Origin of the sequence: Luteimonas sp. 100069, assembly GCF_003813845.1 — a bacterium.
In the GTDB taxonomy this organism is placed as follows: Bacteria; Pseudomonadota; Gammaproteobacteria; order Xanthomonadales; family Xanthomonadaceae; genus Luteimonas; species Luteimonas chenhongjianii.
The window spans coordinates 1,003,778-1,026,609 of record NZ_RPFN01000001.1 but is presented as its reverse complement, the minus strand read 5'-3'; the positions used below and the strand labels follow the sequence as shown (position 1 = coordinate 1,026,609).

The window sequence follows — 22,832 nt, the reverse complement described above, 5'->3', positions numbered from 1 at the left end:
TGCATCGGTCAAGCCGGATGGCCCCGTGCCCCTCCCGGGTACACATCCTCTCTGCCCTGCGCGAGCCGAAGCCCCTCTCCCCCAAGGAGAGGGGTTGGGGTGAGGGCAACCGATCGCGACACGCCGTGGCGCCGCTCGGGAACACCTTTTTTTTTGCAGCCCCTAAGCTGCGAGGACCACCGGAGCCCGATGCTTGAGCGCGGGCCAGCTACGGCAAGCCCATGCACGACAGTTCTTTGCATCGGTCAAGCCGGATGGGTCCCGTGCCCCTCCCGGCTACACATCCTCTCTGCCCTGCGCGAGCCGAAGCCCCTCTCCCCCCGGGAGAGAGGGGTTGGGGTGAGGGCAAACCGATCGCGACACGCCGTGGCGCCGCTCGGGAACACCTTTTTTGCAGCCCCTAAGTTGCGAGGACCATTGGAGCCCGATGCTTGAGCGCGGGGCCGCTACGGCAAGCCCATGCACGACAGTTCTTTGCATCGGTCAAGCCGGATGGGCCCCGTGCCCCTCACGGGTACACATCCTCTCTGCCCTGAGCGAACCAAGGCCCCTCTCCCCCCGGGAGAGGGGTTGGGGTGAGGGCAGACCGATCGCGACACGCCGTGGCGCCTCTCGGAAACACTGTTTTTGTGCCTCGATGTTGCTAGGACCCGAGCCCGATGCCTGAGCGCGAGCCAGCTACGGCAGGCCCTTGCAAGACAGTTCTTTGCATCGGTCAAGCCGGATGTCCGCGTGCCTTCCCGGGTGCCCATCCTTTCGCCCCTGAGCGAACCAAGGCCCCTCTCCCCCCGGGAGAGGGGTTGGGGTGAGGGCAACCGATCGCGACACGCCGTGGCGCCTCTCAAAAAACCCGCTCTTGCGGCGTCAGCTGGTGGAGGCCAGCCGCGTCCGATGCGTGTGTGCAGTTCCCAATGCGGTCGCGCCCTTGTCATCCGCGGGCTTGCTCGACACGTGTGGACTTGGATGACAAGTTGCGCGAGAAGCTGCCCTCACCCCAACCCCTCTCCCGGAGGGAGAGGGGCTCAGTGCAGCTGCGCGGGGGAAGCTGCCCTCATCCCAACCCCTCTCCCAGAGGGAGAGGGGCTTAGTGCAACTGCGCGAGAAGCTGCCCTTCCCCTCGCTCTTCCGGGCACAGGGCTCGGTGCAATGCGCCTCCCGACGTCGATTCTGGATTCAGATCGCCTGACCGCCCGAGACTTCGATGCGTTGGGCGTTGACCCAGCGGTTCGCGTCGGTCAGCAGCGCGGCGATCATCGGGCCGATGTCATCCGCCACGCCCACACGCCCGAGGGCGGTGATGCCTGCGAGCTGGGCGTTGATCTGCGCGTTGTCGCGAACCGCGCCGCCACCAAAGTCGGTTGCGATCGCACCCGGGGCGACGGTGTTGACTGCGATGCCGCGCGGGCCGAATTCCTTGGCCATGTACAGACTCAAGGTCTCGACCGCCGCCTTGGCCGCCGCGTATGCGGCGTAGCCGGGATAGGCGAACCGGGTGAGGCCGGTGGAGATGTTGACGATGCGGCCGCCGTCGCGGATCACCGGCAGCAGCGCCTGGGTCAGGAAGAACACGCCCTTGAAATGCACGTCCACCAGGCGCTCGAACTGGGCGACGGTGGTCTCGGCGATCGGCGCGGTGTCGCCGTGGCCGGCATTGTTGACGAGGTTGTCGAAGTCGTCGCGCTGCCAGCGCGTGCGCAGGGCCGCGCGCAGGCGTTCCACGAAACCGGGGAACGCGTCGGCCCCACCGGTGTCGAGCTGCAGGGCCACGGCGTCGCGTCCAAGCGCTTCGATGGCGGCGACGGTCGCCTGCGCCTCGTCGGCATTGTTGCGGTAGGTCAACACCACGTCGCCGCCATTGCGGGCGATCGCGAGTGCGGTGTTGCGACCAAGGCCGCGGCTGGCGCCGGTGATGAGGGTGATCCGGGACATGGGTGGCTCCTTGGGGGTGATCGGCTTGCCACGCAGTCTGGGCGGCGCCTGCGCGACCGGGTTGCCGGAAGCTGCGCGGGTCTTGCCGATTCCTGTCGGCGGACACCCGGGCCTGACCGACCGGCGCTACGATCGCCGCATGTCCGCATTGCACGAAGCTGTCCGCCGCCACGCCGACGCCCATGCCAGCGCGAACGGTGTTGCGCCCTCTCCCATTGCCGGGCTCATGGCCGTGCGTGCGCTCGCGCCGAGCGAACTCATGCACGACGTGCAACGCCCGCTGGCCTGCCTGGTACTGGAAGGCGCCAAGCGCGTCACCTTTGGCACGCGCGCGTTCGATTTCGCGGCCGGCCACTCGCTCCTCGTCACCGCGGACGTGCCCACGGTCAGCCAGATCACCCGCGCCAGTGCGGCTGCGCCCTATTGCTCCCTGGTGCTGGAGCTCGATCCGGCGGTGATCGCCGATCTGGTCGCGCAGATGGGCCCGCCACCGGACGAGGACACCGCGCCGGTGCGCGTGCTGCCGACCGAGCCGGAGGTCGCCGATGCCGCGCTGCGCCTGGTGCAACTGCTGGAGCAGCCGCAGGCGCGGCCGGTGTTGCAGGCCCAGCGGATCCGGGAGCTGCACTACTGGTTGCTGGCCGGCCGACACGGCCACGCGATCCGCCGCCTCGGCTGGCCCGATGGCCATGTGCACCGCATCGCACGCGCGGTGAAACGGCTGCGCCGCGATTTCGCCCGGACCCTGCCGGTCGATGCACTCGCCCTCGAGGCTGGGATGAGTGCCTCCGCCTTCCACCGCCACTTCAAGGCGGTCACCTCGCTTTCGCCGCTGCAGTTCCAGAAGCACCTGCGCCTGATCGAAGCGCGCCGGCTCATGCAGTCGCAGGGCCTGCCAGCCGGCAGCGCGGCGTACGCGGTGGGCTACGAGAGCGTGCCGCAGTTCACCCGCGAGTACGGGCGCATGTTCGGCCGCACGCCGGCGGCCGATGCCCGCGCAACCGCTTCGCAGCGCACCGCGCGCGCCTGACGCCGGCGCAGGCGGCGCCGCCGGCATGGCCGCGCGCTTCACCGCGGCCTGGGTATAGCTTGCGGACACCCAGTAACGGATGCCGCGACATGGCCGACGCTTCGCCCGCGATGGAAACGCCCGACGGAATCGCCAGCGCGATCTCCGATACCTGCGCCGAGAAGGCCACGCTGCCCACCGGCAACATGATCGGGCTGGGCGTGCTGGCCGGTGCCTACATCGGCTTCGGCAGTCTGATGGCCGCCCTGCTCGGCGCCGGCGCCGCCGACCTGCCGTATGGGCTGGCGCAGATCGCGGCCGGCATCGGTTTTTCGCTGGGATTGATCCTGGTGATCCTGGCCGGCGCCGAGCTCTTCACCGGCAATACGCTGATGACCCTGCCGCTGGCGCGCGGGCGCATCGGCATCGGCCAGCTGGCCCGGGCGTGGTGCGTGGTGTGGATCGCGAACTTCATCGGCGCGCTGTCGCTGGTGGCGCTCGCGCTGGCCGCAGGCGTGCATCTTGCCGGCGATGGCGCCGTCGCCACCTCGGCCATCGACATCGCGGCCGGGAAGGCCTCGAAACCTGCGCTCGGCATCCTCGCCAGCGGCATCCTGGCCAACGTGCTGGTGTGCCTGGCAGTGTGGATGGCGGCAGGCGCGAAGTCGGCGGTCGACAAGGTGGCGGTGATCGTGCCGCCGGTTGCCGCCTTCGTCGCATTGGGCCTCGAGCATTCGATCGCCAACATGTCACTGCTGCCGCTGGGCCTGCTGGCACAGATGACGACCGGCGCGGCGCTGCCGGCCGGACTGTCGTGGGGCGCCGCCGGCATCAACCTGCTGTGGTCGACGCTGGGCAACATCATCGGCGGCGGCGCGCTCGGCCTCGTCTACTGGGCGGTGTACCTGCGCGGCAAATAAGCGCGGCCACGGGCGCCGGCGCTGGCGCGCCTTGCCGCATGCACGCCGCGGTCGGCCGCCGTGACCGGTCCGCATTCGCCCTCAGGCGCCGCTCGTATCGTCTCCCGCGTCGCGCGCACCGGCGAGCTGCTCGATCCGCCGCCGCGATTCGCTGCTCGAGGCCGTGCGCCGCGCCACTTCGGCGATCACGTCGCGCTTGGCATCGAGCATCCGCTGCCGCGCGGGCGCCCGAGCGCCCCCAGCAAGGACGAGCTGTTCGCCGAGATCCTGCGGCAGTTGCTCGCGCGCAGCATGGATGGCCTCGACCTCGCCTATCGCCCCGACCAGCCGCTGCGCCCGCAATTGCTGGAACTGGTGCAGCAGAAGCTCGCCCTGCTGCGCGACCCGCACTTCATCGATCTGGCCCGCGTGGCCATCGCCGCCGCCATCCACTCACCCGAGCGCGCGCACGACATGGTGGCGCGCATGGGCGAGCGCGAAGAAGGCCTCACCACCTGGGTGCGCGCCGCCGCAGCGGATGGCCGTCTGAAGACCGACAACCCGCTGTTCGCCTCCATGCAGCTGCAGGGCCTGCTGAAGGGCTTCGCGTTCTGGCCGCAGATCACGTTGAGCCAGCCGGCGCTGACGCCCGCGCAGCAGGCGCAGGTGGGCGAAGCGGCCGTGGACATGTTCCTGGCGTGTTACGGGCGGCCTGATTCGGACGATTGAGTTGCGGCTGCGCAAGAAACCACGCGAGCCTGTGACCCCGCTGGGTAAAGAGTCGGTCGCCGAGGGGCTCAGCCAGGGTGCGTCACCTCAACTCATCCGATACGGATCGAGCTCACGCCGCGGAAGCGCACTTGGCGTGGCCATTCGCGGTCCAGGCCGCCAAGGTTCCGACGCGCGAAGGCCGCCTGCTGCGGCGCCACGCCAAAACGCGTGCGATCAGGTCCGCAACGGCAACACGGGGTGTTCGTCCAGGGTCCCGTCTTCGAGAATCACCACGTGGCGCGTGCCCGCCCGATCGAACAGGACCGGGATCGGCGCCTGGAACAGCGGACGGCGCACGAAGGCCAGGCGCCAGCCGAAGATCTCCAGCGCTTCCAACGTGACGAGCTGGGCCGGCCGCAGGCCTTCGCGCAGCGGGGCAGTGTCGGCCGATGGCGCGCCCCGGCGACGCTCGGGCGTCCGGCGGGCCGGCGCATGGGGCTGGGCCGCCCAGGGGCCGGCGATGACGGTGGAGTGCGCGGTGTGCGACATGCGGGTGCTCGAAAACGGATAACGGGCCTCCCTTGCAAGCCGCGTGCCGAACGGCCCGGACGCCCGCGAACCCCGTCATCGGCGGTCACGACGCCCGCACCCTGAAGCGCGTCGTGGAGCGCATCACCCCGTGCCTGCCGCAAACCGACAGCGCATCCACGGGCCTGCGCCCGCAATGGGCGGACAGCCCACCGACAGGAGAGCCCCATGCCTCACGACCACGCCGCCGCTCAGTCCGGACAGCTCGACGCCTGCATCCATGCCTGCACCGCCTGCCATGCCATGTGCCTGGAAACCATCGCCCACTGCCTGCGCCAGGCCGGCCGGCACGTGGAACACGCGCACATGACGCTGATGATGGCCTGCGCCGACATCTGCAGGACCAGCGCCGACACCATGTTGCGCGGCGCCGACGTGCACGTGCATACCTGCGCCGCCTGCGCGGCGATCTGCCGCGCCTGCGCCGAAAGCTGCGCCGCGATGGCCGAAGACGACCCCGCCATGCAGCGCTGCGCCGATGCCTGCGCCGAATGCGCACGTCATTGCGAGGAGATGGCGGCCTGAGCCGCAGACCAGCCGCCCCATGGCGGCTGTGATCCCCCAGCGTCAGCCCGCCTCAGCGCGGGCGTCACAGCAGCGCGGGCGTCACAGCCACCGCGCCATCGCCATCGCCATCGCGGGCGTTGGCCTGTCAGCGCTCGCGTGCAAGGCGCCCGCGCACCTCGCCTTCCAGCCCGCGCAGGCCCCAGCGCCGGCCCTCCTCCACTGCGGCCTCCTCGTCGGCACCATGCAGCCACGCCGCGCGCAGCGCCGCCAGCGCGCCGACGCGGTTGCCGCTTCCGCAGTGCACCAGCGTCGGCCCGTCGGCGGCCTGCAGCAGCCGGTCGAAGGCCACCACCGCCGCGCGGTCCAGATCGCCTGCCCCGGCGATGGGCAAGGTGTCGTATCCCATCCCCGCCGCGCGCACCGAAGCGGCCTCGTCGAAGCCGGGCGTCTCCGCAGCCGGCGCCAGGTTGATCACATGGCGGATGCCCGCCTCGCGCAGCGCGGGCAGATCGTCGGCGCTGATCCGGCCCCCGCTGTGGATGCCGGCGACCGGCGTGGCAAAGCGTTCGAGTACGGGAGATTGCATGGTCGTCACCTCGTCGTGGGTGGGTGCGGCCCGCCCGTCTTCAGGCGCGGCGCAGGCGGTGGACGCGAGGACCAGCGCGATTGCGACCCCAAAACGGAGACGTGCTGGAGTGGATCGGATGGTCATCGAAAGCTCCGCCCTTTCTGTCGTGAACCAAAACCACCCCGGCGCCTGATTTCGGTCTGTTGACCCATCAGCTGACCGCAGAACCTAGCCCGTCCGAATCTCCGGACTCGAACGAGCCCGCAACATCTCATACAACTGCCCAGGGCCAAGCAGGATGTCTTTCAGGCCGTCCTGCACCCTGTCGGAGTTCAATGTCTGACTGCCCAGCGACGTGAATCTTTCCAACGCGTCCATGACTGCGCTAACGAGTGCGGGCGTGAGGTCAGGCGAGTTTGCGAATTGCAGCTTGCTGTTGTGCCCCGCCTGTATGCCGAGTCGATCGTTCTCAAGCATCTGATCCCGGACGCTCTCGACGAACCGCAACTGGTCCTCATCGCTCAGCTGGCCCTCGAACAGGCCGTTGACCCGCTCGATGATCTCGCGCAGGTAGGCCTGTTCCTTCTCCTGCACCCGTCCGCTACCCACCGCGTCCACGGGGGCCAGCGGGTAGCTGCCCCCGGAATCGAGGTTGAGCGCCTGGAGCCCTCGGCTGCGCAGGGTGTGATGGGTCAGTGCCACCTTCGACAGGTCCACGGTGTCGCGCTCACGGCCGAATTCCAGCAGCGGCAGCAGGCGCCGGTAGAACAGGAAGCGTTTTTCGATTGCGGTATTGCCGTAGTCGAACATCTGCGACAGGAAGGCATACAGCCGCACGAACGCGCCCATGTCACCCTTGAACAGCACCAGCGCGTCCAGCGCGTCCTTGGCCTCGGCAGCAGCGGCGTTATCGCCGGATGTTTCGGCAGCGCCCCGGGCCTGTGCAGCTGCCTTGTAGCGCTTGAGCAGGCGGTCAGCGACGGGCTGCAATGCCGCGGCCAGTTGCGACTGCTTCGCCTGCGGGTCCAGCTCCACCTTCGCCACCCGTTCGACCTCGAAATCGTCGTAATGGCCGGCGGCATCCAGCTTCGCGCGCAGGTCGTAGACCAGGTTCGGATCGGTCGTGGCTTCCAGTTCCGCGGTTTCGTAGTAGGTGCGGAATGCCGCGAGGATCTCGCCGGTGTCGTTCTGGAAATCGAGGATGTAGGTCGTGTCCTTGCCCGGATGCGCCCGGTTGAGACGCGACAGCGTCTGCACCGCCTGGATCCCGCCGAGCTTCTTGTCCACGTACATGCCGCACAGCAGCGGCTGGTCGAAGCCGGTCTGGAACTTGTTGGCCACCAGCAGCAGGTGATAGTCCGGCCCGGCGAAGGCCTCACGGATGTCGCGCCCCTTGAGCCCCGGGTTGAGCAGCGCGTTCGATTCGGTCACCGGCTCGGGATAGCTCTCGGAATCGTCGATCTCGCCGGAAAACGCCACCAGCACGCCCAGCGGATAGCCCTGACGCTCGAGATAGGCGCGGATCGCCTTCTGCCAGCGCACCGCTTCGCGCCGCGAGCCCACCACCACCATCGCCTTGGCCCGGCCGTCGAGCAGCGGCTGCACGTTCTCGCGGTAGTGCTCCACCACGATCTGCACCTTGGCGGCGATGTTGTAGGGGTGCAGGCGGACCCACTGCATGATTCCCTTCATCGCCGTCGAGCGCTCGACCTCGGTGTTGTCGAACTCCTGCCCGTCGTGCGCCAGGCGGAACGCCAGGCTGTAGGGCGTGTAGTTCTTCAGCACGTCGAGGATGAAGCGCTCCTCTATCGCCTGGCGCATCGAATACACATGGAAGGGCTGCGGCAGGCCATCCGGTCCGGGCCTGCCGAAGAGCTCCAGCGTCTTGCCCTTCGGAGTTGCGGTGAAGGCCACGTAGGTCAGGCCGGATTCCGCACTGCGCGCCCCCATCTGCGCATGCAGCACGGTTTCGCTGTCGATCTGGCCGCCGTCCTGCAGTTCGGCCCATTCCTGGGCACTGAGAAACTTCTTCAGGTCGGCCGCGGCCTGCCCGGTCTGCGAGCTGTGCGCCTCGTCGGCAATCACCGCGAAGCGCTTGCCTTCGGTGGCCGCCAGCTCCTGCACGGTCTTCAACGCGAAGGGGAAGGTCTGGATGGTGCAGACGATGATCTTCTTGCCTGCCTGCAGCGCCTCCGCCAGCTGCGCGCTCTTGCTGCCGTGTTCGCCGGTGATGGTGGCCACCACGCCGGTGGTCCGCTCGAAGTCGAAGATTGCTTCCTGCAGCTGCGCATCCAGCACGGCGCGGTCACTCACCACCAGCACACTGTCGAACACCTTGGCATTGGCCGCATCGTGCAGATCGGCCAGGAAGTGCGCCGTCCATGCGATGGAGTTGGTCTTGCCCGAGCCTGCCGAATGCTGGATCAGGTAGCGCTGCCCTGCCCCGTATGCGCGCACATCGGCCACCAGCTTCCGGGTCGCGTCGAGCTGGTGGTAACGCGGGAAGATCACCGTCTTGAGCCGCTTCTTCTCGTCGCGCTTGCCGATCAGGTAGCGGCCGAGGATTTCCAGCCAGCTGTCGCGCGCCCACACTTCTTCCCACAGATAACGGGTGGCAAAGCCGCCCGGATCCGGCGCATTGCCCGCGCCGCCGCCGTTGCCGCGGTTGAAGGGCAGGAAGAACGTGTCCGTGCCGGCCAGCCGCGTGGTCATCATCACCTCGGCCTGGCTCACCGCGAAGTGCACCAGTGCGCCGCCCGGAAACGCCAGCAGCGGCTCGGCCACGCCGCCCTTCGGGTGCGGGTTGCGGTCAAGCCGATACTGGTCCACCGCATCGCCCACGCTCTGGGTGAAATCGGATTTCAGCTCGGCCGTCGCCACCGCGATTCCGTTGACGAACAGCACCAGGTCCATGCAGTCGTTCGGACGATTGGGCGAGTGCTTGACCTGCCGCACCACGCGCAGGCGATTTGCCGCGTGGTGCTGTTCGATGACGGTATTGATCGAAAGCGCCGGGCGGAACTGCACCAAGGTCAGCGGGCGCTTGAGGCCCACCATCTCCACGCCCCGGCGCAACACGTCCAGCGTGCCGCGCTCGTCGAGGTTCTTGCGGATGCGCTCCGCCAGCCGAGCCGTGGCCTGCGGCCCGTGGGTCTTCGCAAGTGCCTCCCAGCTCTCCGGCTGGGTGGCCTGCAGCCAGGCCACGAGGTCCGGCAGGTAGAGCGCGCTCGGCCGGTCGTAGTGCGCCGCATCGCCGTCCGCGTACAGCCAGCCATTGGCGGCGAGGTGTTCGCAGATCTCGCGTTCGAAGTGGTGTTCCTGGTGCAGATTCATAAGCTGGCCTCCCCCTCGGCCACGACATCATCCGTAAACAGTCGCACATACGGTTCGTAGCGGAACCGGCGGTTCCGCGCGAAGCCGGTCATCTCCATCAGTATCCCCAGATCCACCAGTCGCGCGACCAGTGTGTTGGCGGCGGGATAAGTGGTACCAGTCATCGCCCGCACGTCCGACACCGTGACGATCGGGCGGTCATACAGGCTTTCCAGCACCCGATGCCCGTTGCCGGCAGCGCGCCCCAGTCCATCCGTGATTGCAAGCCGGTGCTGCTCGCGCAACAGCTGGATCCTGCGCGCGGTTTCAGCCGCTTCGCCCGCCACCTCCACCACGCCGTGCAGGAAAAACTGCAGCCAGTCCTCCCATGCCCCGCGATCGCGAACCGCTTGAAGATGGTCGTAGTAGGCCTGCCGGTGCCGGCGGAAATAATGGGACAGGTACAGCACGGGCTTGTGCAGCACGCCGCATTCGGTCAGCAGGAAGGTGATCAGCAGCCGTCCAACGCGGCCATTCCCGTCAAGAAACGGATGGATGGTCTCGAACTGCACATGCGCCAGGGCAATCCTCACAAGCGCGGGCAGATCGTCCTCCGCATGCAGGAAGCGTTCCAGCTCACCCAGCGCCTGGGGCACATCCTCATGCGGGGGTGGCACAAAACTCGCCGTCGCGAGAGTGCAGCCGGCCGGGCCGATCCAGTTCTGGCTGCGACGCAGCTCGCCGGGCTGCAGCCGTCCGCCTCTAACCCCGTCCAGCAACACCCCATGGATCTCGCGGATCAGGCGGACCGAGACCGGCAACGTCGGCAGCCGGGCCAGCCCATGCTTCATCGCGCGGACGTAGTTGACCACCTCGTCCACATCGCGCGGCATGGTCTCGTCGAACAGATCGGCTTCGGCCGCCAGCAGATCCTGCAGCGAACTCTGCGTGCCCTCGATCTGGCTGGAGAGCACGGCCTCCTTGCGCACGTACATGAAGACGAACAGATCGGGGTTCGGCAGGGTCAGTACCGAACCATCCAGTCGCCCGAGCGCGCGGTCGGCCTGCGACAGCAGTCCCTGCAATGACCCGGTCAGGGTGAGTGCGGGTTCGGGCGGCAGGGGTGCGGGGAAGAACGCGCTGTACCCGGTGGGTTGGCGCAGGTAACGGCCCGCGCGCGTGGATTCGACCTGCTGGGGCATACGCAATCCTGGGGTGCGCACGGAGCCGGAGTCCGCCCATGCGATAGGCTGCGTTTACTATATCGGCCGCGTCGCGCTGTGTTCAAGGCAGGCTTGTACAAACATCAAACGCCGCAGGGCCGCATTCGCAATTCGCGAATTGCGAATGGCTGCTCGCAGTGACGTCATCCGGAGCGCCTCGGCGCTTGGCCGCATCGCGTCGTCCATCCGATAGGCGGGCTCGACAGGCCGCGCCTACCCCTGGACCTGCCGCCGGGGTAAGAGCCGAGGCACAGCGTTGCAGGTCAGGACGCAGCCTCAGCACCAAGTCCCAAGGGCTTCACCTCATGCTCCCAGAGCGGCACGCCCGTCTCGTCCCGCCATTCCAGCAGACCGTTCGCCGTTCGCCCAAGCACACAGGCTGCCGCCGCACTCGGTGACTTGAACAAGGTGTCGCGCACGAACACGAGGCGTCGCCCATCGGTCCGCAATGCGTCCTGCTGGATCAACTGTTGGCGCAGGCGGAAATAGCCCGTCGACTGGAACGACGCAACCGCCTCGGCCCGACCGGTTGAACCGGCCAGCACGACAAATCCCTCGTTCGTGTAAACCCCGCGGGCGTCCGCATCCGGCCCCGTGCAGATGTATGGCCTCAGTTCCGGCCCCGCATTCGGGGCGCCGTCCGGCGCATCAGGCTGGTGCGGACCATCCTGCGCATCGGTCACCGCTCGCCGGGCGACGGGATCGAACACGGGATAGCCCAGTGTCGAAAGCAGCACCCGGATCGTCTCGTGGATTTCCGTGCAGTCCGCAAGCAGCGGTGCCGGCGTATGCGGCTTCGCACCCGAGTTGCCGTTCTCCAGCACGAAGCGTTCGGCATCCCGCGTCTTCTGGATCGACAGCCATTCCAGATAGCTGGCGTGGGTGTTGGTCAGGCTGTTGGTCAGCGACAGCGCGATCACCACGCGGTTCCAGAAGTCCCGTCCTGCGTTGTGCTGCGCCAGCCGCATCCGCAGGGAGCCCGTCTGGCCCACGTAGACCTTCATCTGCCCGGTGGCCTCGTCGTCGCCGAACAGGAAGTACACGCCCACCTGGTCGGCCTCCCGCATCTTGAGAAACTCGCCCAGCAGGCTGCGCGGCACCTCGATGACACGGACGACGCGGGTTGGAATCTCCGCCACGCGAATCCCCTGGGGATCGCCGGCAGGAAGGAAGATCTGGATCGTCCTGCGGGTGGGCCATGGCTACGCTCCCAACAGTTTGCTGACAACGTTGACCAGAACGCCCTGCCCGAAACCGAGCGCGGGGCGGTACACGCGGGCGAAGGCGCCCGCCGGCGCATCGAGCTGTGGCAGATAGACCTCGCAGTCCGTCTTGAAGTGAAAGTGGCGCGCGAGGTGCCACAACTCTGCGGCGATGGCCTCTTCGCTGGCGCCCGTGCCATGCAGTCGTACATAGCGCTCGAGCGCAAGCGCGGCGAGCTGGCCGCCGTCCACCTCGGTGGCGCGCGCGGCGTCGCCCTGCCAGTGCACGCGCACGGTGCCACGCGCTTCGTCCCACTCCGATTCGTCCACCGGCAGTACCAGCGTGCCGTCCTGCAGAGATCGCGCGCACCACACACCGTCGCGGTCTTCGTGTGTGTAGAGCGGCATCAGATTGGCGAGGAAGCCGACCACGGCCACACTCTTGCCGTCGCGTGGCGCGGCCAGGGCCGACAGCCACGCCTGTAGCCGTGGCGACAGTGACACGCGATCGCGCTTGTTGAAGGAGAGCGTCGTCTGCTTTCCGTTTGCGCGGTAGCCGGTGCAGGCGAGGTTCGGTTCCTGCCTGGCCAGGCGGCGCAGGAACTCGGCAGCGGGAACAAAGCCCTCGTGGTCTGCGTCGCGCTCGTTGTGCGAATACAGCATCGGCACGCCGTCGCGGCGAGTGATCCGAGGGCACACCACTTCCTCGGGCGCGTCGGTCCGGTATTCGATGTCCGGAATACGGCCATCGATGATGAAATCTTCTGCGCGCATCAGCCGGCCTCTTCGCTCACCAGGCCGCGCACGTCGATCTGGCCGGTGACGGCGGCGGAGATGAGGGCGCTGCGGCGCTCGCGCAACAAAGGGACTGCTCGCTCGGCAGCACGTCGCAAGGCGGCAAGTTCTTTCAACTTGTCCTGCAGTGATTCAGCAATCTTGCGCTGCTCATCCTCCGGAGGTAACGCAACAGGCAAAGTGCCCAGCACTCCCATTCCGATGTTTTGCTGCGTGCCGAAGCTCCAGTTGAGAGCAACCCCTTCTTGGAAATTTTTTGATCTGAGGTAGCTCAGAACGAAGTGCGGAAGCGCAATTTCTAGGTTGCAGCGGATTGCTGCCAGAGGTGACCAGATGTTGAAGTCAGTCCTACCCTCCACGATCGCGGTTACCCCCGTAGTTGCCCCGGACTTCACCATATATATGTCGTGGATCTGAGGACGGTACTTTTGCGAATAGCGCGCATCATCTTCTGCCGAGATATAGCCCCTGACCTTATCGAAGTTGATAGCTCCACCCGAGACTGCCTCAGCCGACACGAACGGCACGCCTTCCTCGAGAAAAACCGGGGTTTCGTGGGGACCATCAGTGATCGGCGTGGCAACAATTGACTTCAATGCGCGCACTTCCCAATGCGCAGGTACCTCACCCAGCCACGCGATGCCAGAGTCCTTCATCGGGACGTTGGGCTCGAGGCCGCGGGTGACGGCGTGGGAGATAGTGGCCTGGCGCTTCTCGGCCAGCAGCGCCAGCAGCGTTTCCTGCTCGGCGATCAGCGCGTCGATCCTGGCGGTTTCGCGATCGAGGAAACGCGCGATGGATATCTGCTCTTCGACACTCGGCCAGCCAAACGCGAACTCCCGAACGAACTCGTCCGGAACGCGCTTCTGTCCCCCTGCGCCGTACATCGCCGCTTCGCCGCGTTTCCGGAACGGTGTGCTGCGAAACACCCAGTCGAGATAGTGGCTGTCGAGAAGATCGGGATCAGGTCGGGCGACTGTCAGTTCCGTGGTGCCAAATCCGTGTCCGCCATACAGGCCGACCATCCTTGCGCCTTTACCATTCTCGAAACACGGAGTGATTTTCGCGAAGGTCACGTCTCCCTCGCGGAAGTAGGTATAGCCGCTCAGGACATCGGAGATCTGCCGAGTTCGAGACAAATCCAGATCCCCATTTTCCCCAACTGCTTCCATTGGGAGAAAGGAAACCATTGCATCGCCAGGGAGCTCGCGAATTTCAGATTTGCTCGGATTCAGAGCTGCGCGGCGTCGGAGCGCGTCAACGTTCCAATGCGCCGGCACCTCCCCCAACCACTCCACCCCACTGTCCTTGTACTCGGGATACCTCGGCAGACTCATTCCGCCATCTCTCCCAGCATCCGCATGATGTTGGCGGTCACGGCTTTCAGCTCGGCGTCGATGACCTCCAGCGGACGTGGCGGCTCGAAGACGTAGAAGTGACGGTTGAACGGAATCTCGTAGCCGATCTTGGTCCTGGCCTCGTCGATCCACGCATCCGGCGCATGCGGCAGCACCTCGCGCGCGAAGTAGGCTTCGATGTCCTCGCCCAGCGGCACGTTCTCGGTATCGCGCAGTGAACTGTCCGGCTGCGGCTTGCCCTTCTGCTTGCCCTTCAGCCCGAGCACGATTTCGCCGGCGTCATCGCGCAGCGGGCGCTCGACGATAATCGTGGTGTAGCCGAAGTCTTCGTTGCGGAAGATGCGGCTGATCGGCACCCGCTTGAGCCGGCCGCCTTCGGGCGCTGCGGGCACGTCGTCGGTGCCGGTGACGATGCGCTGCTCCAGCTCGCGCCCCTCGGCATCGAGCACGGTGATGCGCTCGGCCTCGGTGAAGCCGCCGAACAGGCGGGTGACGAGGGCGATATCGTCGTCGCCCATCTCGCGGCGTTTGGAGCCGAGGCTCTTGCGCATCTTCCGCCAGAAGCTGCTGGCGTCGATCAGCTGCACCTGGCCGCGGCGGTCCTCATCCTTCTTGTTGCTGACGATCCACACATAGGTGGCGATGCCGGTGTTGTAGAACATGTCCGTCGGCAGGCCGATGATGGCTTCGACCAGATCGTTCTCCAGCAGATAACGGCGGATCTCGCTCTCGCCACTGCCCGCCCCGCCGGTGAACAGCGGCGAGCCGTTGAGCACGATGCCGAAGCGACTGCCGCCCTCGCCGTTGACCACCGGCGACATCTTGGCCACCAGGTGCAGCAGGAACAGCATGGAGCCGTCCGACACACGCGGCAGGCCGGGGCCGAAGCGGCCGTCGAAGCCTTGTCGTTCGTGCTCGGCGCGGACCAGCTTCTCGACCTTCTTCCACTCCACGCCGAAGGGCGGATTGGAGAGCATGTAGTCGAAGCGGCGGCCCGCATGGCCGTCGTCGCTGAGCGTGTTGCCGGGCGCCATGTTCTCCACCGGCTGGCCGCGGATCAGCATGTCGGCCTTGCAGATGGCATAGGACTCGTCGTTGAGCTCCTGCCCGAACAGGGTGAGGCGCGCGGCCGGGTTGTGGGCCAGCAGGTGCTCGGCGGCCACCGAGAGCATGCCGCCCGTGCCGGCCGTGGGGTCATACACGGTGCGCACCACGGCGTTGCCTGGCGTCAGCACGTCGTCGTCCTCGATGAAGATCAGGTTGACCATCAGCCGGATGACTTCGCGCGGGGTGAAGTGCTCACCGGCGGTCTCGTTGGAGAGCTCGGCGAACTTGCGGATCAGCTCCTCGAACACATGCCCCATCTGCGCGTTGTCCACACGGTCCGGGTGCAGATCGATGTTGGCGAACTTCTCGGTCACCAGGTACAGCAGGCCGGCCTTGGCCAGGCGCTCGACCTGGGTATGAAAGTCGAAGCGCTCGAAGATGTCGCGCGCCTCGGGCGAGAAGCCCTGGATGTATTCGTAGAGGTTCTGGCGGATGTGGTCCTGGTCGCCGAGCAGCGTTGGCAGATCCAGCTTTGAGGTGTTGTAGAAGCCCGCGGTGCCGACGATGCGCTTGAGGAAGGGATCGGGATTGAGGCCCGCGGCGGCCTTCTTCTCCCCCTCGGCGAGCACCTTGGCCTTGGTGGGCGCCAGCACGCAGTCCAGGCGACGCAGCACGGTGAACGGCAGGATGACCCGGCCGTATTCGGATTGCTTGTAGTCGCCGCGCAGCAGATCGGCGACAGACCAGATGAAGGCGGAAAGAGCTTGTTGGTTCAACGTGAGTCCCTTGGGATGCGACGTGAGGGATCTGCGGCCCTCTTCGCCGTGATGTGGCGATGGATCAGTGAGTGATGCGGGATCAGTGGTAGTCGCCTTCACGCTGATGCCTGACCGCCAGCACGGTCACCGTGCTGGCATCCTCCACCTCGAACAGCAGCACGTAACCACTGGCCCCGAAGCCGATGACGAGTTCGCGCAGGAAGGGGTCGTTGGCGGTGGCCTTGCGGCAGCTCAGCGGCGCTACTTGGAGCACCGTCACCGCGTCGCGGATGGACTGCAGCGCGCGCTCGGCCAGCGCGAAGTCGCCATCGCTGCGTTCGAGCAGCCAGTCGTACAGGCGCTCCAGGTCTTGCTGCGCTTCTTCCGTGAAGCGGACGCGGAAGCTCATGCAGGCCGGGCCTTCCTGCGAGCCTGCTCAAGCCGCTGCGCGAGACCGTCGATGACCTCGCCGGCATCGACGTAGCGCCCATGCGCCTGTGCGTCGCTGCGTGAGGCGAGGCCGCGCGCGATGAAGGCTTCCTGCTGGCGACGCAGCTCGACCTGGACCCGCACGGAATGCTCGACAAAGCTGGACAGGCTTTCGCCTTCCAGCAGCACGGCTTCGGCGGCTTCGCGCAGTTCTGGCTCGACCCGCAAGGACGGGAGGGTGGCGGTCTTCATGCTGGCACCTTGCGTTGCATTTGCAACGCATGATGGCGGAAACGGCGGTGCCGGTAAACCCGCCGTCAATGGGAGTGCCGCGGCGTCCCCCGGTCCTCGGGCACCGCTCGGGCATCTAGCTCCAGCAGAGGGCGACCCACTCGGTCAACGACGACCAACGGGTTCGGTTCGCTTACTGCGTAGCTTGCAGACCCGCCCGGCTCGCGGCCGCCGCCCTTCCCCGCCGCCCGAACTTCCCACCATCCGCTCCTCGACATCACGCCTTGCATCGGGATCTGGCTATGACCGGAGGCGCGCTCCCACTCACCCCAGGCCCAACCGCAGCACCAGCGCCACCAGCGTCACCACCAGCACCGGCAGGGTCAGCACGACGCCCACCTTGAAGTAGTAGCCCCAGCCAATCCGGATGCCCTTGCGTGCCAGCACGTGCAGCCACAGCAGGGTGGCGAGGCTGCCGATCGGGGTGAACTTGGGGCCGAGGTCGCTGCCGATGACGTTGGCGTAGATCATCGCTTCGCGCACCACGCCCTCGGCCTGGCTGGCGTCGATGGACAGGGCGCCTACCAGCACGGTGGGCATGTTGTTCATCACCGAGGACAGCAGCGCGGTGAGCAGGCCCGTGCCCAGCGTGGCGGCCCACAGGCCGTGGCCGGCGAAGGCGTCGAGCAGCCCGGCGAGGTGGTCGGTGAGGCCTTGGTTGCGCAGGCCGTACACCACCAGGTACATGCCCAGCGAGAACACCACCACCTGCCACGGCGCTTCGCGCAGCACCTTGCGCGTGGGGATGACGTGACCGCGCGCGGCCACGCCCAGCAGCACCAGCGCGCCGGCGCCGGCCACGGCGCTGATCGGCACGCCCACCCGTTCCAGCCCGAAGAAGCCCAGCAGCAGCATTGCCAGCACGCCCCAGCCGGCGTTGAAGGTGGTGCGGTCGAGGATGGCCGCTTTCGGGTCCTTGAGCTGGGTGACGTCGTAGGTGGCCGGGATCTCGCGGCGGAAGAACCACAGGAGCATCAGCAAGGTGGCGGCCACCGAGACCAGGTTCACCGGCACCATCACCGAGGCGTATTCGGCAAAACCGATGCCGAAGTAGTCCGCGGAGACGATGTTGACCAGGTTGGACACCACTAGCGGCAGGCTGGCGGTATCGGCGATGAAGCCGGCCGCCATCACGAAGGCCAGCGTGGCGGCGGGACTGAAGCGCAGCGCCAGCAGCATGGCGATGACGATCGGGGTGAGGATGAGCGCGGCGCCGTCGTTGGCGAACAGCGCCGCCACCGCCGCGCCCAGCAGCACCAGCAGCACGAACAGCGCGCGTCCCCTGCCCCGGCCCCAGCGCGCGACGTGCAGCGCGGCCCATTCGAAGAAGCCGGCCTCGTCCAGCAGCAGGCTGATGAGGATCACGGCGACGAAGGTGAGCGTGGCGTTCCAGACGATGCCCCAGACGGTGGGGATGTCCGCAAGCCCCACCACGCCGGTGAGGAGCGCCAGCACCGCGCCGAAGCTTGCACTCCAGCCCACGCCCAGGCCACGCGGCTGCCAGATCACCAGCACGATGGTGACCACGAAAATCGCAAGCGCCAGCAGCATGGGTCAGGCCTTCCGCGCTGGCGCGCGTCTGTTGGAGGTGGGTGTGGCGGGCGCGCAGCGGCCGGTATCGCCACCGCAGCAGTTGCGGGTGAGGAATTCCAGCAGGCCGTTCATGGCGTCGAAGTCGGCGCGGTAGGAAATGTTGCGGCCGTGCGCCTCGCCATCGATCAGCCCGGCGGCGGCGAGCTCCTTGAGGTGGAACGACAGCGTCGCCCCGGGCAGCGACAGCGCCTCGGCGATCTGCCCGGGCGTGCGCCCATCGGGGCCGGCCTCCACCAGCTGGCGGAAGATCGACAGGCGGGTGACATGGCCCAGCGCGGAAAGCGCGGCGCTTGCGTCGTTCAGTTCCATGTTTCTAGAATAATCGAACGAATTTCGAACGCGCAATCACCGCGGTGCCCGGCGCCTGCCCAACAGCGTCCCGCCGCGCTCGAGGGGCCGGATGCCGCCCGCCTCGGTGTCGCCTGCGGCCACCCGCCGCGGATCCTGGCCCTCTACGGCTTGCTGCGCCCGCAGTCCTACAGCCGCAAGCTGGCGCTGGAAGCCGAACGCCTGCTGCGCCACTTCGGTGGCCGAGACGCAGGCGCTCGATCCGCGCGACCTTCCCGTGCAGGGCACTTGCGAGGCGGACCATCCGATCTGCGAGGCCTGTGGCGGTGGTGATCTACGCCACCGCCCAGAGCGGCACGCTGCCACCGCGGGCGGTGGACCACGGCGGACAGCAGACGGCTCAGACCGCAGCCTCAGCCCCGCGCGCACCTTCCGGGGCCTGCGGCAGCAGATCGGCCGCGGCGCGGCGGCGCCGCCCACACAGCGCGCGTCCAGCGCCACGGTGCGCACGTCCAGTCCCGCGCAGATGGCGGCGGTGCCGTCGCTGCAGCTGTCCAGCGCCACCATGCACGCGCGGGGCACGGCGTCGAATGCCACCGGCTGCTTGCGATCGCGGGCATGCCGACCGCTTGCCAGTGCGGATCGAGCACGCGTACGTAGGCCTGCGCCGTCAGCGGGTTTGCCCGCAGCGCGGTGGTGTGTGCCGCGCGCGGCCTCGGCGCAAAAAAAAGCGACCCGGTCACCCGGGTCGCCTTCATTACCGCAACAGCTGATGGATCACTTCAGACCGCGATTCCGCAGCAGCGCTTCCGCCGTGGGCATGCGACCGCGGAAGGCCTTGTAGCTCTCGGCCGGGTCGCGGGTGTTGCCGACCTCGTACACCTCGCGGCGCAGCTTGGCCGCCAGCTCGGGGTCGAACACGTTGCCGGCTTCCTTGAACGCGTCGAAGCCGTCGGCGTCCATCGCCTCCGCCCAGGTGTAGGCGTAATAGCTGGCCGAATAGCCGCCATCGAAGATGTGGCTGAAGTGCGGCAGGCGATGGCGCATGCCGATCTGCTCGGGCACGCCCAGCTCACGCAGCTGCGCGGCTTCCCACTCGCCGGCGTCGAAGTCGGCCGGCAGCGTGGTCAGCTGGTGCAGGCGCATGTCGAGGATGGCCGACGACAGCTGCTGGATGGTGGAGAAGCCCTGGTTGAAGGTCTGCGCCTTGAGCAGCGACTCCAGCATTTCCTTGGGCATCGGCTCGCCGGCGGCGTTGCGGGCATGGGCCTGCAGGATGGTCGGCTCGGTGATCCAGTGTTCGTAGACCTGCGACGGGAACTCGACGAAGTCGCGCGACACCGCCGTGCCCGACAGGCTCGGGTAATGCGCGGTCGACAGCATGCCGTGCAGGCCATGGCCGAATTCGTGGAACAGGGTCTGCGCCTCGTCCAGCGAGATCAGCGCGCGCTCGCCGGCGGCGGGCGGCGTGATGTTCTGGTTGTTGACCACGATCGGGGTGTCACCCAGCAGCCCGTTCGGCACGCGGATGCTGTTCATCCAGGCGCCGGGACGCTTGGTGGGACGGGCGAACCAGTCGGCATAAAACAGACCGACCTTGCGGCCGTCCGCTTCGCGGATCTCGAACACGCGCACGCCGTCGGCATAGACCGGGATGTCGCTGCGCTCGTGCGCGGTGAGGCCGAACAGCTTCTGCGTGGTCTCGAACATCGCATCGACGATGCCGTCCAGCGGCATGTACTGCTTCACCTGCGCCTCGTCCAGGGCGAAGCGCTGGCTGCGTACCTGCTCGGCGTAGTAGCGCCAGTCCCAGGGCTGGACGTCGGTGATGCCGTCCTTCGCGGCCAGGGCCTGGATGTCGGCCAGTTCCTCGTTGGCACGCACCAGCGCCGGCTGGTAGACGCCCATCAGCAGCTCCATCGCCGCGTCCGGGGTCTTGGCCATGGAGTCCGCGAGGACGAAGTCGGCGTGGGTGTCCGCGCCCATCAGCTTGGCGCGCTCGATACGCAGCTCCACCAGGCGCTTGATCTCCGCGCTGGTGTTGTTGGCGTTGTCGTTGTCGCCGCGGAAGCTGAAGGCGCGCCAGATCTTCTCGCGTGCATCGCGGTTGGGCGCGGCGGTCAGGAACGGCTCGGCGGCCGAACGCGTGGCGGGGAACAGGTACTGGCCCGGCTTGCCGGCGGCTTCCGCGGCGGCGGCGGCGGCACTCAGCTGGTCGGCCGGCAGGCCTTCCACTTCGGCAGCGCTCAGGAAGACGTCGTTGGCCTTCTGGTCGGCCAGCAGCTTCTGGCCGAACTGCACGCCGAGGTTGGCGAGCTCTTCGTTGATGGCGGCAACGCGGGCGCGTGCATCAGCCGGGAGCGCGGCACCGGCACGCACGAAGCGCTTGTGGGTCTGCTCCAGCAGGCGGTTCTGCTCGGGGGTGAGGCCCAGCTCGGCGCGCTGCTTGTAGAGCGTATCCACGCGCTGGAACAGCGCCTGGTCGAGCATGGTCTCGTTCGACAGCCGGGCCAGCTTCGGCGCGATGGCCTTCTGGATGGCCTGGTTGGCCGGGGTGGCATCCGCGGAGGCCACGGTGAAGAAGGTGCTGGAGACGCGCGACAGCTCGCGGCCGGCGCGTTCCATGGCCTCGATGGTGTTCTCGAAGGTCGGCGCCGTCTTGTCGTTGGCGATGCGCTGGCTCTGCGCGCGGGCCTCGGCGATGGCCAGGTCGAACGCGGGCTCGTAATGCTCCGGGCGGATGCGGTCATACGGCGGCACGCCGTCGGGGGTGCTCCAGGCGCCCAGCAGCGGATTGGCGGTCTGCTCGGCGCGCTGGGCGGCGGACTGCGCTGCGCTCGGCAGGCTTGTGCTCATCAGGGTGACCGCGATCGCGGCGGAAAGAACGCACGTACGAAGAATCATGAATCCGGCTCCAGACATTTGTCATGTAACTCTATTACAACGGGCATCGCTTCGGCATTCCTGGTGTGAATGCGCGCGATATGGGGGGTCGAGGGCGGCGCAGACTGGGGCGTGCGGTCGCCGGAGCGCTCCTGGCGATGAACGATCCCAGGCACCTGGGTCACCCGGGCGGAAGCGGAGGTGGACTGCGGAGGCGGCACCGCGCCGGCCGTTCGCGAGTGCCGCGCTCCAACCCGCCCGCGCCACGCCGGTGCCAACCCCCGGATCGATGGCGACGACGAGGTCGCAGGCGGTCCAATACTCCGCTCAGGCCTTCAGCCCCGGCGCGCGCGTGCCCGGGCCGGCCGCGGCGTCAGCCGCGCATCGATCGGCGTCAGCGCCGCAGCAATTGCGGGTGAGGAATTCGATCAAGCCGTTCATGGCGGCGAAATCGGCGCGATAGCAGATGCTCCGGCCCTGTGCCTCGGCCCCGATCAGCCCGGCGGCGGAGAGCTCCTTGAGGTGGAACGACAGTGTCGCCCCGGGCAGCGCCAGTGCTTCGGCGATCTCCCCCGGCGTGCGGCCACTGGGGCCGGCTTCGACGAGCTGCCGGAAAACCGACAGACGGGTCATATGCCCGAGTGCCGAAAGCGCAGCGCTTGCGTCCTTAAGTTCCATCTTTCTAGAATAGTCGAATGAATTTCGAACGCGCAATCACCGCAACCCCCGACGACCTGCCCAACATCGTGCCCGCTGCCTTCGAGGTCCCGGATGCCGGCCGCCTCGGCGTGGCCGCCGGCCATCCGCCGCGGATCCTCCTGCTGTACGGCTCGCTGCGCGAGGAGTCCTACAGCCGCAAGCTGGCGCTGGAAGCCGAACGCCTGCTCCGCCACTTCGGCGCCGAGACGCGCGTGTTCGATCCGCGGGACCTGCCCGTGCAGGGCAGCTGCGAGGCGGATCACCCGAAGGTGCAGGAACTGCGTGCGCTGGCCATGTGGTCCGAGGGCCAGGTGTGGGTGAGCCCGGAGCGCCACGGCACCCTCACCGCGGTGTTCAAGAACCAGATCGACTGGCTGCCGCTGGAAGAAGGCGGCATGCGCCCGACCCAGGGCCGCACGCTGGCGGTGATGCAGGTCAGTGGCGGCTCGCAGTCGTTCAACGCGGTCAACGCGATGCGGGTACTCGGGCGCTGGATGCGCATGGTCACCATCCCCAACCAGTCGTCCGTGCCAAAGGCCTGGCAGGAATTCGACGACGCCGGGCGCATGAAGCCCTCGGCCCTCTACGACCGCGTGGTCGACGTGATGGAGGAGCTGGTGAAGTTCACCCTGCTGGTGCGCGGCCACAGCGACTACCTGACCAGCCGCTACAGCGAGCGCAAGGGCGACCTCGCCGCGGCAACGCTGGCCGCTGCCGCCACTTCCACCGAGACCTGAGGCCCC

The 22,832-nt window shown here is 67.5% G+C and carries 20 protein-coding genes and 1 pseudogene; 6 read left to right on the top strand and 15 right to left on the bottom strand.

The genetic code is table 11. The annotated features are described in order from the left end of the window. Positions 1–1,173: 1,173 nt before the first annotated feature. Positions 1,174–1,929 (bottom strand): SDR family oxidoreductase, encoded by a 756-nt coding sequence (locus EGK76_RS04550; RefSeq protein WP_123831780.1) that lies wholly within the window; start codon positions 1,927–1,929, stop codon positions 1,174–1,176. Between the two features lie 139 nt (positions 1,930–2,068). On the opposite strand from EGK76_RS04550, the gene EGK76_RS04545 reads away from it, so the two are divergent. From EGK76_RS04545 to EGK76_RS04535, 3 genes are all read left to right on the top strand, one after another. Then, positions 2,069–2,959 carry an AraC family transcriptional regulator gene (locus EGK76_RS04545; protein ID WP_123831779.1) on the top strand — a complete coding sequence of 297 codons (891 nt, stop codon included), beginning with the start codon at positions 2,069–2,071 and terminating at the stop codon, positions 2,957–2,959. A gap of 89 nt (positions 2,960–3,048) precedes the next feature. Further along, the gene (locus tag EGK76_RS04540; RefSeq protein WP_199730849.1) at positions 3,049–3,858 is read left to right on the top strand and encodes a formate/nitrite transporter family protein; all 810 of its coding nucleotides are present in this window, start codon (positions 3,049–3,051) and stop codon (positions 3,856–3,858) included. Positions 3,859–3,918: 60 nt separating this feature from the next. Next, on the top strand, positions 3,919–4,566 hold the full coding sequence (locus EGK76_RS04535) for a TetR/AcrR family transcriptional regulator C-terminal domain-containing protein (protein WP_343205614.1): 648 nt from the start codon (positions 3,919–3,921) through the stop codon (positions 4,564–4,566). A 216-nt stretch (positions 4,567–4,782) separates the two neighbouring features. Here the strand turns inward: EGK76_RS04535 and EGK76_RS15620 are convergent, their stop codons facing one another. Then, the gene (locus EGK76_RS15620; protein WP_233580153.1) at positions 4,783–5,097 is read right to left on the bottom strand and encodes a hypothetical protein; all 315 of its coding nucleotides are present in this window, start codon (positions 5,095–5,097) and stop codon (positions 4,783–4,785) included. A 207-nt stretch (positions 5,098–5,304) separates the two neighbouring features. Here EGK76_RS15620 and EGK76_RS04525 point away from each other — a divergent pair, with 207 nt between their 5' ends. Further along, positions 5,305–5,661: a hypothetical protein gene (locus EGK76_RS04525; RefSeq protein ID WP_123831778.1), complete on the top strand. Its 357-nt coding sequence runs from the start codon at positions 5,305–5,307 to the stop codon at positions 5,659–5,661. 127 nt (positions 5,662–5,788) lie between these two features. On the opposite strand, the gene EGK76_RS04520 is transcribed toward EGK76_RS04525, so the two are convergent. From EGK76_RS04520 to EGK76_RS04470, 11 genes are all read right to left on the bottom strand, one after another. After that, positions 5,789–6,229, bottom strand: a complete 441-nt coding sequence (locus EGK76_RS04520) for a sulfur transferase domain-containing protein (protein ID WP_233580152.1) — start codon at positions 6,227–6,229, stop codon at positions 5,789–5,791. 210 nt (positions 6,230–6,439) lie between these two features. Next, positions 6,440–9,544, bottom strand: a complete 3,105-nt coding sequence (locus EGK76_RS04515; protein ID WP_123831776.1) for a type I restriction endonuclease — start codon at positions 9,542–9,544, stop codon at positions 6,440–6,442. Further along, positions 9,541–10,725, bottom strand: a complete 1,185-nt coding sequence (locus EGK76_RS04510; RefSeq protein ID WP_123831775.1) for a Fic family protein — start codon at positions 10,723–10,725, stop codon at positions 9,541–9,543. The genes EGK76_RS04515 and EGK76_RS04510 overlap by 4 nt, the downstream gene beginning before the upstream one ends. A 284-nt stretch (positions 10,726–11,009) precedes the next feature. Continuing rightward, a complete protein-coding gene (locus EGK76_RS04505) occupies positions 11,010–11,885 on the bottom strand; it encodes a GIY-YIG nuclease family protein (protein WP_199730848.1) in 876 nt (291 codons plus the stop codon). A gap of 63 nt (positions 11,886–11,948) precedes the next feature. Further along, complete coding sequence (locus EGK76_RS04500; protein WP_123831773.1) at positions 11,949–12,722, bottom strand: hypothetical protein; 774 nt, start codon at positions 12,720–12,722, stop codon at positions 11,949–11,951. After that, positions 12,722–14,080: a restriction endonuclease subunit S gene (locus tag EGK76_RS04495; RefSeq protein ID WP_123831772.1), complete on the bottom strand. Its 1,359-nt coding sequence runs from the start codon at positions 14,078–14,080 to the stop codon at positions 12,722–12,724. Before EGK76_RS04495 ends, EGK76_RS04500 begins: the two co-directional genes overlap by 1 nt. Further along, positions 14,077–15,924: a class I SAM-dependent DNA methyltransferase gene (locus EGK76_RS04490; protein WP_123831771.1), complete on the bottom strand. Its 1,848-nt coding sequence runs from the start codon at positions 15,922–15,924 to the stop codon at positions 14,077–14,079. Before EGK76_RS04490 ends, EGK76_RS04495 begins: the two co-directional genes overlap by 4 nt. 82 nt (positions 15,925–16,006) lie before the next feature. Further along, complete coding sequence (locus EGK76_RS04485; protein ID WP_123831770.1) at positions 16,007–16,315, bottom strand: type II toxin-antitoxin system RelE/ParE family toxin; 309 nt, start codon at positions 16,313–16,315, stop codon at positions 16,007–16,009. Then, complete coding sequence (locus EGK76_RS04480) at positions 16,312–16,587, bottom strand: YlcI/YnfO family protein (RefSeq protein WP_123831769.1); 276 nt, start codon at positions 16,585–16,587, stop codon at positions 16,312–16,314. The genes EGK76_RS04485 and EGK76_RS04480 overlap by 4 nt, the downstream gene beginning before the upstream one ends. Positions 16,588–16,890: 303 nt before the next feature. Further along, positions 16,891–18,177, bottom strand: coding sequence for an arsenic transporter (locus tag EGK76_RS04475; RefSeq protein WP_123831768.1), 1,287 nt, complete (start codon positions 18,175–18,177; stop codon positions 16,891–16,893). A 3-nt stretch (positions 18,178–18,180) separates the two neighbouring features. Next, complete coding sequence (locus EGK76_RS04470) at positions 18,181–18,528, bottom strand: metalloregulator ArsR/SmtB family transcription factor (RefSeq protein WP_096298806.1); 348 nt, start codon at positions 18,526–18,528, stop codon at positions 18,181–18,183. A gap of 21 nt (positions 18,529–18,549) precedes the next feature. On the opposite strand from EGK76_RS04470, the pseudogene EGK76_RS15615 reads away from it, so the two are divergent. Beyond that, positions 18,550–18,787 (top strand): annotated as a pseudogene (locus EGK76_RS15615) (NAD(P)H-dependent oxidoreductase); the annotation flags it as partial. Positions 18,788–19,284: 497 nt separating this feature from the next. Here the strand turns inward: EGK76_RS15615 and EGK76_RS04460 are convergent. Together EGK76_RS04460 and EGK76_RS04455 are read right to left on the bottom strand one after the other, a co-directional pair. Beyond that, positions 19,285–21,411, bottom strand: a complete 2,127-nt coding sequence (locus EGK76_RS04460) for a M3 family metallopeptidase (RefSeq protein WP_123831767.1) — start codon at positions 21,409–21,411, stop codon at positions 19,285–19,287. Between the two features lie 306 nt (positions 21,412–21,717). Continuing rightward, on the bottom strand, positions 21,718–22,068 hold the full coding sequence (locus EGK76_RS04455) for a metalloregulator ArsR/SmtB family transcription factor (protein WP_123832063.1): 351 nt from the start codon (positions 22,066–22,068) through the stop codon (positions 21,718–21,720). A gap of 17 nt (positions 22,069–22,085) precedes the next feature. Between EGK76_RS04455 and arsH the strand changes: the two genes are divergently transcribed. Beyond that, positions 22,086–22,826, top strand: coding sequence for an arsenical resistance protein ArsH (gene arsH / locus EGK76_RS04450; protein WP_123831766.1), 741 nt, complete (start codon positions 22,086–22,088; stop codon positions 22,824–22,826). Positions 22,827–22,832 lie beyond the last annotated feature (6 nt).

Coding starts and splice junctions, on each gene's coding strand:
- EGK76_RS04550 (WP_123831780.1), bottom strand. CDS start 1,929: ATGTCCCGGATCACCCTCATCACCGGCGCCAGCCGCGGCCTTGGTCGC.
- EGK76_RS04545 (WP_123831779.1), top strand. CDS start 2,069: ATGTCCGCATTGCACGAAGCTGTCCGCCGCCACGCCGACGCCCATGCC.
- EGK76_RS04540 (WP_199730849.1), top strand. CDS start 3,049: ATGGCCGACGCTTCGCCCGCGATGGAAACGCCCGACGGAATCGCCAGC.
- EGK76_RS15620 (WP_233580153.1), bottom strand. CDS start 5,097: ATGTCGCACACCGCGCACTCCACCGTCATCGCCGGCCCCTGGGCGGCC.
- EGK76_RS04525 (WP_123831778.1), top strand. CDS start 5,305: ATGCCTCACGACCACGCCGCCGCTCAGTCCGGACAGCTCGACGCCTGC.
- EGK76_RS04520 (WP_233580152.1), bottom strand. CDS start 6,229: ATGCAATCTCCCGTACTCGAACGCTTTGCCACGCCGGTCGCCGGCATC.
- EGK76_RS04515 (WP_123831776.1), bottom strand. CDS start 9,544: ATGAATCTGCACCAGGAACACCACTTCGAACGCGAGATCTGCGAACAC.
- EGK76_RS04510 (WP_123831775.1), bottom strand. CDS start 10,725: ATGCCCCAGCAGGTCGAATCCACGCGCGCGGGCCGTTACCTGCGCCAA.
- EGK76_RS04500 (WP_123831773.1), bottom strand. CDS start 12,722: ATGCGCGCAGAAGATTTCATCATCGATGGCCGTATTCCGGACATCGAA.
- EGK76_RS04495 (WP_123831772.1), bottom strand. CDS start 14,080: ATGAGTCTGCCGAGGTATCCCGAGTACAAGGACAGTGGGGTGGAGTGG.
- EGK76_RS04485 (WP_123831770.1), bottom strand. CDS start 16,315: ATGAGCTTCCGCGTCCGCTTCACGGAAGAAGCGCAGCAAGACCTGGAG.
- EGK76_RS04480 (WP_123831769.1), bottom strand. CDS start 16,587: ATGAAGACCGCCACCCTCCCGTCCTTGCGGGTCGAGCCAGAACTGCGC.
- EGK76_RS04475 (WP_123831768.1), bottom strand. CDS start 18,177: ATGCTGCTGGCGCTTGCGATTTTCGTGGTCACCATCGTGCTGGTGATC.
- EGK76_RS04470 (WP_096298806.1), bottom strand. CDS start 18,528: ATGGAACTGAACGACGCAAGCGCCGCGCTTTCCGCGCTGGGCCATGTC.
- EGK76_RS04460 (WP_123831767.1), bottom strand. CDS start 21,411: ATGATTCTTCGTACGTGCGTTCTTTCCGCCGCGATCGCGGTCACCCTG.
- EGK76_RS04455 (WP_123832063.1), bottom strand. CDS start 22,068: ATGGAACTTAAGGACGCAAGCGCTGCGCTTTCGGCACTCGGGCATATG.
- arsH (WP_123831766.1), top strand. CDS start 22,086: ATGAATTTCGAACGCGCAATCACCGCAACCCCCGACGACCTGCCCAAC.